A 15,747-nucleotide genomic window follows, 5' to 3' on the forward strand; every position below is an offset into this window, starting at 1 on the left:
TTGGGGACCGGGCCCCCGAATAGGTTGCGGGTTTCTGGTGCGGGCGAGAGCGGCACGAACTAAAGGCGTCGACCGCCGTCAGTGCGGATCACGACGCCGGTGACAACGCGAGCATCGACAGGATCGGCGAGAAAGCGGTAGGCCCCGCTGTGGTCTTCCGGCATCGCAGTGATACCCAACAATGTGCCAGCGGCAATCCGTTCATCTCGGCCGTCAACTTTGTCGGCGGTCATGGTCTGCCCGAGAGAGGAGAGGCCACCAAACTTGGTGCCACCGGTTCCTCCCGGCGCAACCCCATTGACTCGGATGACGGGAGCGAGTTCTGCTGCAAGGTGGTCGACGATTCCGCGCAGAGCCCATTTCGAGCTGCCGTAGAGAACTCCGCCGCCGATCGCGTTAAAGGCGGATTCCGAGAGCGTCAGTGTGATCGAGCCGCACGCTTCCCGAAGAGCCGGAACCGCAATGTTTGCGGCAAGGAGCGTTGCGCGAACATTAATGCGCCAAATCTCGTCAGCAGCATCAATTAGTTCTGCTGGTGAGAGGTCGCTTACGCGAGAGTAGTTATCGAAGGCGCCTACTCCGCAGGTGAGGTTGTGCAACTTGCCGTTCTCATCCACTGCAGCTTCGACCGCACCGGTGAGCACGGCCGGATCAGTGGCGTCGCCCACGATGGTGCGGATTCGGCCGCCCGAGGCTTCGCGGACCGCGTCCGCGCCGGCTGCTGAACGGTTAAGCACCGTGACGATCGCACCCTCACGGTCATATCGTTCGGCGGCGGCACGGGCGATACCTGACCCGCCACCGGTGACGAGAATATGCATCCCGGCAAGGGAGTCGCTCATGCGCCAGGGGTCCGAGCCAAGAGTTCAGTGATGAACTCAGGCTCTTGATAGCTGAGAACGTCGAGAGCCACTGCGTCGAAACGCACGCTGGTTCCGCGGCGCGGAGACCACAACTCGAGGCGCATACCATTGCGGGTCGAAATCTTGCGCACGACAACATCTGCAAACTCGTTCGCGATGACGATGGGTCCGACGTTTCCGCCGTCCTGGGGAAACTCGAAAACTTCGCCCTCGTCGGGGTTCTCCGCCTGAGGCCGAGGATTCGATTCAGTCATGATGTGCTCCGATCAGATGAAGATGGACAGGTTGTGCGCGTTGATGATTGCTTGGTCGATTGCTGCCCAACGGCGGGCAATCTGATAGCTGTCGCCAACACGGCGCACAAGGTCCTTCCGGAAAACCGACACAAAGTTCGGCTCGATGCTGTCGCCGCGACTGCGGTAGATCAGGCAGTAGGAGGTGACCTCGTACTCACCAGCTTTTTCGCTGTCGTCGATAAGAACATTCGTCACGTAGTGACGTGTTCGTGACGGTGGTTGTTCTGCCCACGCGAAGTCAGTTTCTAGACGCCGAACGCGAACCTCTAGGGTCTGCTTGTTGTCCTGAAAGATCCGACCGGTGGGAGAAAGCTCCCATTCGGCAAGTCCTTCACGCACGACACGCAACGGCACGTCATAGGTAATGTCTTCAGCGAGAAAGTCGAGCCAATCGCGAAACCGACGTTCGTCGACCGCTAATGCTTCGCGAGAGATGAATTCTTTAATGTCCTCTTGAATCGAGCGATCGACGGTGCTCAGAGCAGTCATGATCAAGCCTCCCCGAGGAGGTAGTCAGCCCAGCGGCCCCAAAGGTTTCGGAAGTTGGAGTCGTTGACGTACGGCTTGACTACGTGGCCGGGGCCGCGGAAGTCTTCGTCGCGCTGAGTTTCCATTCCCATGAGGTACGGGAACTCGATGTCCTTTGCGGCCGATGACTTTGCCATGCGAGTGACTCGAGCCAGTTCTCCAAGTCGTCCTGCTCGAAGGTTCCTGCTTGCGCGAAAGTCAGCGTGTACGCCTGGTACGCCGCTTCCTTATATTCATCAGACGCATCCTTCGGCACAAGACACCACGAGTACATCTCGCACTTGCCTGGGCCGATGGGGTGGTAAAGCCGCATGGTGACGAAACGCACACCGGTCTCGCCCGGGATCAGGCTAAACGGCTGCATTAGGAATGAGAGGTTGGGGAACACTGTTCCCACGGCAGTTCGGGCGTTGCTAAATACTTCGACCTGGTCGGGCGTCAGGCTTTTCTTGATTTCCTCGGTGAGGTCATCCGGAAAACCAGCAAATGGCGTAAACCCGGGAGTGTGGCCGAGTCCGATTCCGTGTCCCTTGCCCGTGATGCTCGCCGCCCAGCCTTGGCTGTGCGTCGCGCCGGAGGAGGGGAAGTAGCCAAGGTTGAACCCAAACTGATGGGCCACCGGCGTGTGGTAGCCGTCGCCCGCAAAGTTCTCGGCTGCGATTTTCCAGTCAGTCTCGGTGATCCAGTGGTCTGGTGGGCCGTGAACTTCGCTGCCGTTCGGGCCCTGCTTGAGATAGAGGTCGAGGTAGAACTGGAACCCACCAAGGTATTCGTCGAGCGACGAAGCGTCCTCGTTGAATGTGCCGAACACCAATCCTCATAGGTTTCGACACGTGCCTTAATGAGGCCCCAGTCCTTCCTCTTTAACTTGCCTTCGTAACCTTCAGCTAGGTAGGGCACTCCGATGAGCTCACCAGAGTTCTTGTAAACCCATCCGTGATAGGAGCATCGGAAGTGCGAGGCGTTGCCCATCTCCGATTTGCACATCATGTTTCCGCGGTGACGGCACATGTTGAGATTCGCGTGGATCTCGCCCTGTTCATCACGCGCGACAATCAGATTGTTGTTCCCGATGTAGCGAGTGACATAGTCACCCGGCTTCGGAATCTCCGACTCGTGAGCAAGAAACGTCCAGGCTTGGCCGAAGAGTTTCTCTTGCTCAAGATCGAATATCTCCTGATCGTTGAACACATACGCGGGAAAGCGACCCTGCTCGATACCGTCTCGGATGTCGCGTAGGCGAGCTTTCATGTCCGGATTCTCTGACTGCGTTGTCATGATGACCTAACTGATTTTGTGGTGGTTATTCGCTACTTGTTGCGGGCGCCCATACGCGCTTCGATTTCGGTGATGATCTGCTTGTAACGCTCGACGTGCTCGAAGGTGCTGTCCCAGTGCTTCTGCGGAACGAGGTCTTCGGTGTAAGGAACGCGGCTCTTACCAACGTGGATGTAGCCGGCTTCGTTGACGCGAATCTTTTCGAGGGGGATGTTGTACTTGGCGAACTCGAAGAAGTCCTGCCCAACGATGAAGGGCTCATGGGCCCAGCGCAGACGCTCGGTGAGCCAGCGTGCATCGTCCACACGGCCCTGCTGCAAAGCGTCACGCAGGTGCAGAACGGGGTCCGGACCCATCGCGGTCGTTGACGACCAGGCCATACCGACGAGGTCTTCGCCATACATTTCCCAAGCGGGGAACCAGTCAGTCTCGATCGGCATAAGCGGGAAGCGGGTTCCGGTGTGAGCCATGTCGTTGTGGTACCGGAAGCCAACTGATGCGCCACCGGCGTACTTCACGGCAACTACCTGCGGCAGTTCGATGAGGGTGCGGTAGACGGAGCGAGGAATGATTCCGCCGAAAGCTGCTGTGTTGTCGTAAACAACCATTGCCATCTCAGGCACAGCCTCGGCTACATCGCGGTAGAACTTCTCCATAACAGGGGCAACCATTTCGCCCCACATTGGACGGCCAAGAAGGGTGCCGGTAGCACCAAGCTCAGAGAGGAAGCGCGTGCGCGCGATTGTCTCGCGAGTGCTCAGCGTGGTTGCGCCGACGAAAATCGGAAAGTCAGGGTTAATCGAGTGGGCGGTCTGTACGGCACACTCCGCGAATGCCTTCCACTCGTCGAGTGTCAGCGTTGCCATCTCGCCGAGGGTTCCGTTGAGCGCAATCGCGTCTACGCCGTCTGTGATGAGCGCCTTGATCATGCGCTCGGTCTCAACGAGGTCTACGGTGTCCTGTGCTTCTACTAGCTCAGCACCAGGAAGAGCCGGGGTAGGAGGATAGGACATGACGCCTCGCATGTCGCGACCTGTAACTTTAGGAAGCTTGCTCATACTGTTTTCTCTTTTCGTAGAAGCCAGCCGCGAACAGACGCGACTGGCGGTAACTGGGTGGAACTGATTACAGGTGAAGGCCGGGAGTCGCGGCCGCTACGGCCGTTCCTGTCAACCACTCGGGAACTGGTTCGTAGGCGAGCACTTCGAACGGAGCGCCGATCGCGCCCGCCGCAGCGATCCAGGTGCGCACTTCGTGAGCGCCATTCCCGGCAGCATCGATCTCTTGCGGGGAATAATTCTTGAGCTGCTCCGGGTCGCCACTTTCGATACGGGCGATGAAGTCACGGTCGAACTCTTCATTCACGGTGCCGGATTCAGGAAGTCCGACCCAGTGGGAGAGCCCGCCCGTTCCGATGACGACGACGCGCTCAACCTCGTTTTGGGCCTCGATTGCGTGGCGGACCATGACGCCAAAGTCGTAACAGCGTTTAGCCGTCGGCCATGGCGGGTTTACGCCATTGACGATGATCGGAACGAGGGGGTACTTGGACTCTGGATCCAGGTGCTTGAGCGGTACGCAGAAGTTTTCGTCGAACGCGAGACCACCCTCGACGAGCGCGGGATCGAACTCGTTGGTGAGCGCGAACTCGTAGATGTGCCGCCCGAGCTTTCCGTTGCCGGGATAGTCGTGTTGCGGAACGTTGAGGAACTGAGACATCTCGGCCGTAACCGGGCCCAGGTAGGAATCTGCCGTCGCGATCGCGAATGCGGGCAGGTTACTGAAGTTGAAGTTGGTGAAGTGCTCCACTGAGATCGCAACGATCGCGTCTGGCTTCAGCGCATCGATCCGACGTCGAGCCTCGGCGAAAGCGTTCTCAATCGCCTCGCGCTTTCGTGGCTCTGCACGCTCTGGCCATCCAGTCACTCCTGGAGAGTGGGATGCTGTGAACGCCCCGACAATTTTACCCATCAGTTCTTCCCCTCACGGATCTGCTCGTAATAGCTCTCGCGGCTCACCTGCAGTTGCAGGGCGCAGAAATAAATCAGATAGGGGTTAGCCCCGATCTCGTGGAGCTTCTTGAAGTCGAGAGTCAGCATCGCTTCGCGTGCATCGCCCTCGAGGCTGTATTCATCGAGTACTAATGACGGAGTGGAGCGGAAGCGCTTTGCAAGATCGGGATCCTTACGGATCTCCCACAGCAATTTGTGCAGACTGTACATTTGCTTGCCTCTCTCGATCACCCGTCATGGCTTCTTTGCCTCAATGGAGATGACCTCGGATACGACTCCGGATCACCTGAATCCTACGAAGACCCTGTCCTTCTTCGCGTCACCCGTCTGGGGCATCTGTGGCGATTGGGAAGAGTTTTCGGTTGTTCTCACTTGCGCAGTTTCCGTAGCCAATAAATGGTTGCGGGTTCCTGTTGTGAAGTCACACTACACAGATTGTCGACAAAACAACACCAGTATTTTTAAAAACCGCTATTCGACCCCGGCGCCCACTCAGCGCACTCATCCGTAGAGGTCCCCCTATATTTACTGTATTTTGGGACCGAAACGTCCGAATTTCTACTCGCGCGACCCGGCGCCAAATCGCGACAACCGTCACCCCTGCAGGGTTCTTCGCATATTTTGTCGACATTCACTGTCTTCGATTGACTCGGATGTCTCCTCCTCGACAGCCGCCTCTCGATATGCTCGACTCCGAGCATCCACACCTCTCGCACGATCCACGCCGACTCCGGAGAACCCCATGCCGCCAGACGAGTTCACGGTCACCACTGACTCAGTCATTGATATTCGCGACGCCCTCAAACAGGCCATCGCAAACGGCGAATACGCGCCAGGAGTCAAGCTCGTTGAGCGAGAGCTCACCCAGCGTTACGGCATCGGCCGCACCGGCGTTCGAGACGCCATCCGCCACCTCGCCGCCCAAGGCATCATTGAACTCACCGAAAATCGTGGTGCCCGGGTGAGCGAGTTGAGCTACGCCGAGGCCATCGATATGTACCAAGTACGCGGCGTACTCGAGGGACTGGCCGGTGAGCTCTTTGCTGTGCGGGGCTCAGCAGAAGAGAAAATGCAATTTGCTGAATCTCTGGAACCCGTGCGGAACGCCATCGAGGCATCCGACATCACGAGCGCGCTCATCGCAAGTGACATTTACTACGGGCATCTCCTGCGTGGTGCCCGCAACGCAGAGCTACACGAGATCATCGAACAACTGCACGTGCGCATCAACCAGATCCGTCGCGTCTCGCTCTCCGTTGAGTCGCAGGCCAAGCCCACAATCGACGCTCTCCAAAAGATCGTCAACGCGGTACTCGCCGGTGACCCCACCGACGCTCGGAACGCCTGCATCGATCACGTCAAAGCCTCCGCTGCCGCGACCCTGCCGGCCATGGCCCGAACGCTCTAAATTCAGCCCAAGTTTCGGTCGACGCCTGACAGGCCACAGATGCCCCAACCGGGTGACGCGGCACCGCCCCGCGAGTTCGTAGGATTCAGAGGTGACGTGATTATCGCACCGATTCCATCTGGGAAGCCCTGGCATTAGGGCTTCCCTTCGTGGGATTTTCGCACGATCGCTTCGGCACCGCCCATCATCGAGTGATCCTAGTGGCGAGAGGAGATCTGATGCAGTTTCATCAAGACGGCTACGTTTCAGGCGACCCGCGTATCCACGTTGCGTCCACAATCGGAGACGAACGTCCGCACGAAATTCCGGACAACGTCGATGTCCTCATCGTCGGTACAGGCCCGGCAGGAATGATCGCCGCCGCGCAGCTCTCCCAGTTTCCAAACGTCACCACGAGAATCGTGGAGCAACGAGCCGGGAGGCTCGAAATCGGGCAAGCTGACGGAATCCAGCCACGCAGCGTTGAGACATTTCATGCCTTCGGGTTCGCGCAACAGATAATCCAAGAGGCGTACCAGCGATCTGAAACGTGTTTCTGGAAGCCAGACCCCGCCGATCCTACGCGGATCACTCGCGCTGCAGTCACCCCCGATGACGATAAATCCATCAGCGAATTTCCGCGCCTCACCGTCAATCAAGCACGTGTGCTCGACTATTTTGCCGAGGTGGCCGCCAACTCACCGACCCGCGTCGCTCCAGACTGCGGAACCGAGTTCATCGACTTAGAGATCGCGAGCGAAGGTGTCTACCCCGTTGCCGTCACCCTCAGAACCGTCGCAGGCGAGGAGCGCGTCATCCACGCAAAGTATGTCCTCGGTGCTGACGGTGCACGCAGCAAGGTGCGGGCAGCAATCGGCTGCGTCTCCTCGGGCGAGCGAGCGAACCACGCGTGGGGTGTGATCGATGCCTTGGCCGTTACCGATTTCCCCGACATCCGTTCGAAGTGCACCATCCAATCAGATGCCGGCAATATTCTGCTCATCCCGCGTGAAGGTGGGTATCTATTTCGCATGTACGTCGACCTCGGAGCGGTAGCTAATGACAACGACGGTGCGGTGCGCCGCACGACAGCGAACCAGATCGTCGCGAAAGCAAATGAGATCCTTCACCCCTATGTTCTCGACGTGAAAGAAGTTGCTTGGCACAGCGTCTATGAGGTTGGCCATCGAGTAACGGATCGTTTCGACGACGTTCCCTTAGCTGAAGTCGGCACCCGCGCGCCACGCGTCTTCATCGCCGGTGACGCCTGCCACACCCACAGCGCAAAGGCAGGACAGGGGATGAACGTATCGATGCAGGATGGCTGGAATAACGCCTGGAAGCTCGGTCATGTGCTGGAAGGGCGCAGCCCGCAGAGCTTGTTGGCGACATACTCCGTTGAACGCCATCAGGTCGCCCACGACCTGATCGACTTTGACCGTACATGGTCAACAATGCTCGCTAAAAAGCCTGAAGAGTTCGAGAGCACCTCGGAACTAGAAGACTTCTACGTTCGGACGGGTGAATTTCCCGCAGGATTCCTGACTCAGTACACGGAGTCACTTCTTACCGATAACGCAGATCATCAAGAATTGGCGTCAGGATTTGCACTTGGTAAGCGCTTCAAATCAGCCATGGTCACGCGTGTCTGTGACGGAAATCCCCTTCACCTTGGCCATCAAGCAACCGCCGATGGGCGTTGGCGCATTTATGTCTTTGCCGACGCCGCGCCAGCAGTAGCCCTCGACGGTGCCCCGTCGGTGGGTTCCTTTGCGGTCGATAACTTTGCGCGCTGGTTGGCAGATTCGGCAGATTCGCCGTTGTCTGCACCCCCGGATGGCCCCGGTACAGGGGCACGGTTCCACGTCAACGTGATCTACCCGGCCTCGCACCGCGCAGTCGACGTCAGTGCGGTTCCGGCGGTGTTCAGACCCCTGGTTGGCCCGTTCTCTCTGATCAATTATGAAAACATCTATGCACTCAACGCCGCCGAAAATATTTTTGAGCAGCGCGGAATTTCGCGCGCCGGCGTTGTTGTTGTCGTTCGGCCTGACCAGTACGTGTCACTGATAGCCCCACTTGCTGACGCAGCCGATCAGCTCACAGCATTCTTTCGACCACTCCTGGCCACCTGAGGTGCGCGAGGCCGATTTCTAGTGGCCTACGAAGTCTTGCGCCGCCCACTCGCCAACAATGGTGGGATCGATCACGACGTCCAGCAGGAGCGGACCATCGCGGTGCCCATCCCAGTCCTTGATGACATCGAGCTCGTCGAGCGTGTGCACGGTCACTACTCGTGCGCCCGAGCCAGAGGTGAGCGCCCCGATATCCGTGTCTGCGAATCGCACAAGGTCGACGTGAGGATCATCGGCGCCGAAATGATGAACTTCGGCCCCATAGGCTCCATCGTTGTAAATCACGATCACGATCGGCAGGTTGAGTCGAACAATCGTCTCGAGTTCTGAGATTCCCATGAGGAAGCCGCCATCGCCAGACGCCAACACGACTGTGCGATCAGGCCGCCCAATTGCGGCGCCAACGGCGGATCCCATCCCAAGTCCGATCGACTGAAAACCTGCGCTTGAGAAGACGAAACCTGCAGAATCAGGAATGCTGAGTCCGCGAACGGGCCAGCCAATGAAATGACCACCGTCGACGACCAGCGTCCGTTCGCGAGGCAACAGTGTCTCGAGGCGGGCTGTAACTTCGCCCGGATGAAGTGGGCGTCCGGCTGCAGTGGCGTAAGCAGGAGCGTCAGCCGCGAGATTTCGTTGTTCCGATTGCGAGAGACCAGCCCCCTCACGACGTTGTGTGGGCAAGAGTTCCAGAAGCGCGGCGACTGTTTCCCGCGCATCGCCCAACACCGCGACGTCGGCGTAGGCACTGGCGTGAAGGCCGGGCAACTCTGAGTCGACCTGAATCACCGTTGGTTTGTTATCAAACAACGTTCCGGCCCGTGTTGTCCAGGTGGTCAACGATGCTCCCACCACGAGAACCACGTCGGCGGCGTGCACCTGCGCCACAGTCGCGTCCGCGGAGAACCCCCCACAGATCCCCAGAAGTCGATCATTTCCCGTAAAGAGACCGTGAGCCATCGCTGACGTGCACAGTTTGGCATCCAAAATTTCGGCAAGATCTGCCAATACAGCTTCTGCCCCAGAAAGTAATGCACCGCGGCCGGCAAGAATCACGGGGCGTTCTGCTCTCGAAAGTTGTGCGGCGATTGACGCCAAAGCCGCAGCCGGTGGAACCACACGGGGACGATCCCGCAGGGGCGGGATCAACGATGAGTCGAATTCAACCATCGTCTCTTGCACGTCGATAGGTACCGCCAGAACGATCGGGCGACGTTCATCCTTCGCACGTTGCAGCACTGCGGCCACATCCTCGACTGCCGTCTCGGGAGACCTAATGGTCTCGTAGCCGGCACCTACTGACTCAACGAGAGCTTGTTGATCGATGAGAAAATTCGAGCGACGGGTACTCGCCGACGTCGCCCCAGAAATCACGACCAGCGGAACGCGCGACTTCACTGCTTCACCCAAAGCCGTTACCGTATTCGACAACCCCGGCCCCTGATGAACGCTCGCGGCCGCAATTTCGCCGGTCGTACGCCAGAGCGCATCCGCCATGGATACAGCGGCACTTTCATGACGGGCCGGTACGAAGCGGGCGCCGACCGACTTAAGCGCTGCCGTCGGCAAATAGTTTCCGCTGCCAACAACCCCGAACACGGTACCGACACCTTGCGCCCGGAGGACACTGCCGATCACGGTTGCCACTGTCACAATGTCCGACATGAAATTTCTCCTCATCGTGCAGCCAAACGCGCCAAGCTGCGATTCACCGAAAACGCGTGCATAAGCGCCCCTGTTCTTGTCAAGCGCAAGGCGTCACGGCATTGGTCAACACAACCGGGCACCCTTGCCCGCAGCGGCAAACGTGCTCGGAGCGCGGCCTAAACACAGCTCGCGATCCTCACAAATTTTCCGCGACAGCTTCGAAGGCGCTGCGGCCGCAAGTGTCGTTGCACGACACAAATCGCCGCATTGCCTCTAAAGAAATAACTGACATCGAACTAACGAGTCACGCCTAATTTTACGAGAAGGGCGAAAATCTCGTGTCACCCACTTGAGCTATTTCGGTCCGCAATATCGCACTCAGCCTGATCGTTCACGGGCGCATACAACACCAACAGAGCATGCTGCGTAACGCCGTCGGGTAACGCTCTCGAGCAAAGCTGCGATGTTAGTCCAGCAGCAGTGCTGGCTCTTCGAGCACACTCGCAAGGTCGGCAACGAACCGGCTCGCGACATCCCCATCAACGATGCGGTGGTCGAAGCTCGCGCTCACCGTCGTGACGTAGCGCGCCCGAACTTCGCCATCGACAACCCACGGCTTCAGCTTGATTGACCCCAAAGCCACAATTGCGGCCTCACCCGGGTTGATGATGGGCGTTCCGGTGTCCATGCCATACGAACCGATGTTGGTAATTGTGATCGTGCCGTTCGACATTTCGGCGGGCTGCGTCTTGCCATCACGGGCCGTGAGGGTGAGCTGTTCGAGAGATTTCGCAAGCTCGAGGAGGCTCAACTCTTGAACGTCCTTGACGTTCGGCACGATGAGTCCGCGCGGCGTTGCTGCCGCGATCCCCAAGTTCACGTAGTGGTGAACGACAATCTCTTTATCGGCCCAGCTTGAGTTCACGGTCGGGTTGCGGCGCACCGCCCAGCTCACGGCCTTCGCCATGATCAACAGCGGGCTCACGCGCACACCGGCAAAGTCGGTGGAGTTTTTCAAACGCTTCACGAACTCCATGGTTCGCGTGGCATCCACATCGGTGAAGACGCTCACGTGCGGCGCCGTAAACGCGCTGTGAACCATCGCCTTGGCGATCGCCTTACGAACACCCTTAACGGGGATGCGCTCTTCCCGCTCGTCTCCCCATTCGGGGGTTTCGATATTGCGGAAAACACTCGCCTGCGAAGCGTGGCGGATCACATCTTCCCGAGTGGTCTCTCCCGCCAAACCTGTGGCGACAACTTCAGCAAGCTCGACGCCCAAATCTTTTGCAAGCTTGCGGATCGGTGGCTTGGCAATGATGGGGCTTGCGAAGGCTGCGGGCACGGATGCCGGGCGCGGCTTCGATGGAGCCGTTACGGCCGCGTCACTCTTCGCCGGCTGCGCACCCTTGCGACGACGCGAGCTCACGTGCCCGCCCGTGCCGTAGCCCACGAGCACGGCGCCAGGCTTGTCATCGTCGTTGGCAATGGTGGATGCCGTGTCGGCTACAGCAGCAGCAGCGTCATCCGCAGCACTGCTTTCTGCACCAACATCGGACATCATCCCGTGGCTTTCATCTTCACCAGAGCCCGGGGCTGTCAACTCAACCGAGCCACCAACAGACTGCACACTGATGATCGGGGTCCCAACCTCAACAGTCGAACCCTCCGCGACCAGCAGCTTCTGAACGGTGCCCGCAAAGGGTGATGGCAGTTCAACGAGCGACTTAGCGGTCTCGATCTCCACCAGAACCTGGTTCACGACGATTTCGTCGCCGGGCGCAACTTTCCAGGAGACGATCTCGGCTTCAGTTAGCCCCTCGCCCACATCGGGGAGAGGAAATTCAGATACGGCCACGAGGGCCTCCTTCGTCAGTAGGCCAATGCCCGGTCAACAGCATCCAAAATGCGGTCAACACTGGGCAAGTACACGGATTCCAGCTTGGCAGGAGGGAACGGGGTGTCATAACCACTCACTCGCAGCACAGGTGCTTCGAGCGAGTAGAACGCACGCTCGGCTACCGTAGCGGCAACCTCCGAGCCCACGCTGACATTCCCTGGTGCCTCTTGAACAACGACAACTCGACCAGTTTTTTGGGCGGATGCCACAATCGGGTCATAGTCGATGGGGGAGAGCGATCGCAGGTCAACGACCTCAATGCTCGTGCCTTCCTCGGCGGCGAGCTCTGCGGCTTGCAACAGCATCGACACAATCGCGCCGTGACCAACGAGGGTCACTTCGGTGCCCTCGCGCACCACGCGGCTGGAGTGAGTGGCGATGCCTGCCGACTCGCGGTCGACCTCACCCTTCTGCCAGTAACGCGATTTAGGTTCGAAGAACATTACCGGGTCATTGCTGGCGATGGCTTCTTGAATCATCCAATAGGCATCGTGCGGGGTTGCGGGGCTCAGTAGACGAAGTCCGGCAGAGTGCGCGAAATACGCCTCCGGGCTTTCCTGGTGGTGCTCGACCGCACCGATGTGGCCGCCATAAGGAACGCGAATCACCACGGGCATCGTCAGCGTTCCCTCGTGGCGTGCCGTCAGCTTGGCCAGTTGAGAAGTGATCTGGTCGAATCCGGGAAAAATGAAGCCGTCGAACTGGATCTCGCACACCGGGCGAAACCCACCCATAGCAAGACCGATCGCAGTGCCGACAATCCCTGATTCAGCAAGGGGAGTGTCGAGCACTCGCTTGTCACCGAATTCGGCCTGAAGTCCCTCGGTCACGCGAAAGACTCCGCCGAGCGGCCCGATGTCTTCTCCCATGAGGAGAACACGACTGTTACTGCGCATCGCGGCGCGCAGACCCTCATTGAGGGCCTTGGCCATCGTCATCGTCTCAGTCATTAGTTGCCCTCTTCAAACGATGCTTCAAAGTCGGCGAGCGCTTGACGCTGCTCATCCATTACCGGGTGCGGGTCGGAATAGACGTGGTCGAAGAGCGTGGAGGTGGCCGGCACCGGCAACTCAGTGATGCGCTTGCGGATGTCGGCAGCGAGGTCGTCACCCTCGACCGCGATTTCGTCGAAGAACGCTTGGCTCGCACCGCGCGCCCGTAGGTAGGTGTCGAAGCGGGTGATGGGGTCGCGTTGCGCCCAAAATTCGAGCTCGCTGTTGTCGCGGTACTTCGAGGGGTCATCGCTCGTCGTGTGGGCACCCATGCGATACGTGAGGGCCTCTATGAAGCGAGGGCCTGCACCGGAGCGGGCGGCATCCAAATTAGCTTGGGTCACCGCGAAGCTCGCGAGAACATCGTTGCCATCGATTTGTACGCTCGGGATGCCGAAGCCTTCGCCGCGCAAATAGAGCGGTGTCCGCGATTGACGCGACACGGGCACTGAAATAGCCCAGTGGTTGTTCTGCAAGAAGAATACCTGCGGGGTCTGGTAGCTGGCGGCGAAAACCATCGCTTCGCTCACATCGCCCTGACTTGTCGAGCCATCGCCGAAGTAGACCATGACGGCGGCATCCTTTTCGGGATCACCGGTGCCGGAAAGTCCGTCGAGGTTGAGGCCCATGGCGTATCCGGTTCCGTGCAGCGTCTGCGACCCGATCACCAGGGTGTAGAGGTGAAAGTTGTCGTGCTCTTTCGGATCCCAACCACCGTGGCTGAGGCCACGGAACATCGAGAGGATCGTGATGGGGTCGACCCCACGCATGAGAGCAATGACGTGCTCACGATAAGAAGGAAAGAGGTGGTCCTGAGGCTTAGCCGCTCGGGCCGAACCCACCTGGGCAGCCTCTTGGCCGTGGCTCGGAACCCAGAGAGCAAGCTGGCCTTGACGCTGCAGGTTCGCTGCCTCAATGTCGAAGCGGCGCATCACCACCATGTGGCGGTGAAATTCCTGAAGAGCGTCGTCACTGAGCTTGTCTACATACGGGAGGTACTGTTCGCTGGCATCGCTATGAACGAGCGTGCCCTCGGGAGACAGCAGCTGAACCGTCGCGGCGGTATAAGACATTCGACTAATCTAACGCGGCCAGCGTTAGTTCGTTTCCCCTGAAGCGACAACCTCTTGCGCTGCCCTTAGGAGTTTCTCCACAGATTCCTCTTCGCCAACACTCACACGGAGGCCGTCGCCGAGAGCGCGAACAACGATCCCGTTGGTGCGAAAAACGTCTGCAGCCCAATTGGTTGCTGACCCAGTGGGCAACCACACGAAGTTTCCGCTTGGCGCCGGCACTTCCCACCCTTGGTTTGTGAGCCCCGCGACGATGCGGTCACGAACTCCCGTTATTCGTCTGACACGCTGCAACAATTCATCTTCATGTTCGAGGGATGCGAGGGCAGCTTTCTGAGCGAGTTCTGTCACCGAGAGCGGGATTGCTACCGCTCGGGCCGCATCCATCACATATTCGGGGCCGATTGCGTACCCAATGCGCAGGCCGGCGAGCCCGTAGGCCTTAGAGAAAGTTCGCAGCAGTACGAGGTTGGGGTATTTGCCGATGAGGGCTTCTCCGCGCACCGCATCGGGGTCGGTCACAAATTCGCGATAGGCCTCGTCGAGAACGACAAGCACGTTTTCGGGAACTTCCGCCATGAAGTCGCGGAATTCGTCGTCCGTGACCACGGTGCTGGTGGGGTTGTTCGGGCTGCAGACAATGACCACTCGGGTGGACGCCGTGATGGCGGCGAGGATGGCGGCAAGATCGTGACGGTGGTCGGCCAAATTCGCGACCGGCACACTCGTGGCGCCAGCCGACGAGACCAGCAGCGGGTACGCCTCGAAGCTGCGCCAGGCATAGACAACTTCGTCACTGCGGGCTGCGGCCGCACTGATGAGTTGGGCAAGCACCGCTACAGATCCGGCACCAACTTGCACGCCGTCAACGGTCACGCCAAAGCGTGCGGCGAGCTGAGTGCGCAGCTCGTGAGCGGAGGCATCCGGGTAACGATTGATGCTGTCGGTGGAGAGTTTTGCCAACACCGAGGGCAACGGTTCAAAGGGATTCTCATTCGACGACAGTTTGAACTCATCAGCAGAAGCTGGCGCGCCCTGCCGGTAGGGCGCGATGGCAGCAATTTCGGGGCGAAGTTGTACGCGGTTGGTGGTCACTGACCCAGCCTAGAGCCGACTGGCCGCGACAGTGCTTCGTTCGATTGACGAATTTCGTTGGGGGCTGGCGCAGCATTCTGGACAACCATTGTCGCTGAGCATTGCGGGCCGACAAATCTGGGGTGCATAGTTGAACCATGAGAATCATCGTGCGCTTGCTGATCAACGCCCTTGCCCTGTGGCTTACTACGGTGATTGTTGCCGGTGTGCAGCTGGTTCCCTTCTCTCCGGGCGGAACTCTTGAGATTGTCTTGACCTTCCTCATCGTCGCTGCCGTCTTCGGAATTGTGAACGGTGTTCTCGGAAACCTGATTCGTATTGTTGCGTTCCCGCTTTATGTCCTCACTCTTGGCCTTCTTGCTCTGGTCGTGAACGGTTTGCTTCTGCTGTTGGTCAGTTGGATCTCGAGCCTGTTCGGGTTTGGTCTCGTCGTCAATGGTTTCTGGTGGGGAGTGCTCGGTGCTCTCGTGCTGGGTCTCATCAGCTGGTTCATCGGCATTCTGGTTCGCCCCATTGTGGGCAAGAAGAATTAGCCCAACCC

General features: G+C 58.9%; 15 protein-coding genes and 1 pseudogene. 3 read left to right on the plus strand and 13 right to left on the minus strand.

The annotated features are described in order from the left end of the window. Nucleotides 1-59: 59 nt before the first annotated feature. The 8 genes and pseudogenes from ON14_RS08585 to ON14_RS08615 form a co-directional block, all read right to left on the minus strand. Nucleotides 60-842 (minus strand): SDR family NAD(P)-dependent oxidoreductase, encoded by a 783-nt coding sequence (locus ON14_RS08585; protein ID WP_010204513.1) that lies wholly within the window; start codon nt 840-842, stop codon nt 60-62. Continuing rightward, nucleotides 839-1,117, minus strand: a complete 279-nt coding sequence (locus ON14_RS08590; protein WP_010204515.1) for a hypothetical protein — start codon at nt 1,115-1,117, stop codon at nt 839-841. The genes ON14_RS08585 and ON14_RS08590 overlap by 4 nt, the downstream gene beginning before the upstream one ends. Before the next feature lie 12 nt (nt 1,118-1,129). After that, on the minus strand, nt 1,130-1,648 hold the full coding sequence (locus tag ON14_RS08595) for an aromatic-ring-hydroxylating dioxygenase subunit beta (RefSeq protein ID WP_010204516.1): 519 nt from the start codon (nt 1,646-1,648) through the stop codon (nt 1,130-1,132). Between the two features lie 79 nt (nt 1,649-1,727). Next, a complete protein-coding gene (locus tag ON14_RS15185) occupies nt 1,728-2,498 on the minus strand; it encodes an SRPBCC family protein (RefSeq protein WP_010204518.1) in 771 nt (256 codons plus the stop codon). A gap of 131 nt (nt 2,499-2,629) precedes the next feature. After that, nucleotides 2,630-2,965 (minus strand): annotated as a pseudogene (locus tag ON14_RS16520) (Rieske 2Fe-2S domain-containing protein); the annotation flags it as partial. 32 nt (nt 2,966-2,997) lie between these two features. Then, the gene (locus ON14_RS08605; protein WP_010204520.1) at nt 2,998-4,023 is read right to left on the minus strand and encodes a dihydrodipicolinate synthase family protein; all 1,026 of its coding nucleotides are present in this window, start codon (nt 4,021-4,023) and stop codon (nt 2,998-3,000) included. A 67-nt stretch (nt 4,024-4,090) separates the two neighbouring features. Next, the gene (locus tag ON14_RS08610; protein ID WP_010204521.1) at nt 4,091-4,936 is read right to left on the minus strand and encodes an extradiol ring-cleavage dioxygenase class III protein subunit B; all 846 of its coding nucleotides are present in this window, start codon (nt 4,934-4,936) and stop codon (nt 4,091-4,093) included. Further along, nucleotides 4,936-5,187, minus strand: coding sequence for a hypothetical protein (locus tag ON14_RS08615; protein ID WP_141629978.1), 252 nt, complete (start codon nt 5,185-5,187; stop codon nt 4,936-4,938). The genes ON14_RS08610 and ON14_RS08615 overlap by 1 nt, the downstream gene beginning before the upstream one ends. 532 nt (nt 5,188-5,719) lie before the next feature. Between ON14_RS08615 and ON14_RS15195 the strand changes: the two genes are divergently transcribed. After that, nucleotides 5,720-6,385: a GntR family transcriptional regulator gene (locus ON14_RS15195; protein ID WP_010204524.1), complete on the plus strand. Its 666-nt coding sequence runs from the start codon at nt 5,720-5,722 to the stop codon at nt 6,383-6,385. Between the two features lie 218 nt (nt 6,386-6,603). Next, nucleotides 6,604-8,499 (plus strand): FAD-dependent monooxygenase, encoded by a 1,896-nt coding sequence (locus ON14_RS08630; protein WP_010204525.1) that lies wholly within the window; start codon nt 6,604-6,606, stop codon nt 8,497-8,499. 18 nt (nt 8,500-8,517) lie between these two features. Here the strand turns inward: ON14_RS08630 and ON14_RS08635 are convergent, their stop codons facing one another. The 5 genes from ON14_RS08635 to ON14_RS08655 form a co-directional block, all read right to left on the minus strand. Then, nucleotides 8,518-10,164 (minus strand): thiamine pyrophosphate-binding protein, encoded by a 1,647-nt coding sequence (locus tag ON14_RS08635; RefSeq protein WP_010204527.1) that lies wholly within the window; start codon nt 10,162-10,164, stop codon nt 8,518-8,520. 448 nt (nt 10,165-10,612) lie between these two features. After that, nucleotides 10,613-12,004: a dihydrolipoamide acetyltransferase family protein gene (locus ON14_RS08640; protein ID WP_010204528.1), complete on the minus strand. Its 1,392-nt coding sequence runs from the start codon at nt 12,002-12,004 to the stop codon at nt 10,613-10,615. Between the two features lie 14 nt (nt 12,005-12,018). Further along, nucleotides 12,019-12,996 (minus strand): alpha-ketoacid dehydrogenase subunit beta, encoded by a 978-nt coding sequence (locus ON14_RS08645; protein WP_010204529.1) that lies wholly within the window; start codon nt 12,994-12,996, stop codon nt 12,019-12,021. After that, nucleotides 12,996-14,111: a thiamine pyrophosphate-dependent dehydrogenase E1 component subunit alpha gene (locus tag ON14_RS08650; protein ID WP_010204530.1), complete on the minus strand. Its 1,116-nt coding sequence runs from the start codon at nt 14,109-14,111 to the stop codon at nt 12,996-12,998. The genes ON14_RS08645 and ON14_RS08650 overlap by 1 nt, the downstream gene beginning before the upstream one ends. Before the next feature lie 24 nt (nt 14,112-14,135). Beyond that, on the minus strand, nt 14,136-15,206 hold the full coding sequence (locus ON14_RS08655) for a histidinol-phosphate transaminase (protein ID WP_010204531.1): 1,071 nt from the start codon (nt 15,204-15,206) through the stop codon (nt 14,136-14,138). A 137-nt stretch (nt 15,207-15,343) separates the two neighbouring features. Here ON14_RS08655 and ON14_RS08660 point away from each other — a divergent pair, with 137 nt between their 5' ends. Beyond that, nucleotides 15,344-15,739, plus strand: coding sequence for a phage holin family protein (locus ON14_RS08660; RefSeq protein WP_010204533.1), 396 nt, complete (start codon nt 15,344-15,346; stop codon nt 15,737-15,739). The last annotated feature ends 8 nt before the right edge of the window (nt 15,740-15,747 follow it).

Origin of the sequence: Salinibacterium sp. PAMC 21357, from assembly GCF_000247645.1 — a bacterium.
Taxonomy (GTDB): domain Bacteria; phylum Actinomycetota; class Actinomycetes; order Actinomycetales; family Microbacteriaceae; genus Rhodoglobus.

Excerpts from the sequence above, each read along its gene's own strand:
- ON14_RS08585 (WP_010204513.1), bottom strand. The coding sequence starts at position 842 with ATGAGCGACTCCCTTGCCGGGATGCATATTCTCGTCACCGGTGGCGGG.
- ON14_RS08590 (WP_010204515.1), bottom strand. The coding sequence starts at position 1,117 with ATGACTGAATCGAATCCTCGGCCTCAGGCGGAGAACCCCGACGAGGGC.
- ON14_RS08595 (WP_010204516.1), bottom strand. The coding sequence starts at position 1,648 with ATGACTGCTCTGAGCACCGTCGATCGCTCGATTCAAGAGGACATTAAA.
- ON14_RS08605 (WP_010204520.1), bottom strand. The coding sequence starts at position 4,023 with ATGAGCAAGCTTCCTAAAGTTACAGGTCGCGACATGCGAGGCGTCATG.
- ON14_RS08610 (WP_010204521.1), bottom strand. The coding sequence starts at position 4,936 with ATGGGTAAAATTGTCGGGGCGTTCACAGCATCCCACTCTCCAGGAGTG.
- ON14_RS08615 (WP_141629978.1), bottom strand. The coding sequence starts at position 5,187 with ATGTACAGTCTGCACAAATTGCTGTGGGAGATCCGTAAGGATCCCGAT.
- ON14_RS15195 (WP_010204524.1), top strand. The coding sequence starts at position 5,720 with ATGCCGCCAGACGAGTTCACGGTCACCACTGACTCAGTCATTGATATT.
- ON14_RS08630 (WP_010204525.1), top strand. The coding sequence starts at position 6,604 with ATGCAGTTTCATCAAGACGGCTACGTTTCAGGCGACCCGCGTATCCAC.
- ON14_RS08635 (WP_010204527.1), bottom strand. The coding sequence starts at position 10,164 with ATGTCGGACATTGTGACAGTGGCAACCGTGATCGGCAGTGTCCTCCGG.
- ON14_RS08645 (WP_010204529.1), bottom strand. The coding sequence starts at position 12,996 with ATGACTGAGACGATGACGATGGCCAAGGCCCTCAATGAGGGTCTGCGC.
- ON14_RS08650 (WP_010204530.1), bottom strand. The coding sequence starts at position 14,111 with ATGTCTTATACCGCCGCGACGGTTCAGCTGCTGTCTCCCGAGGGCACG.
- ON14_RS08660 (WP_010204533.1), top strand. The coding sequence starts at position 15,344 with ATGAGAATCATCGTGCGCTTGCTGATCAACGCCCTTGCCCTGTGGCTT.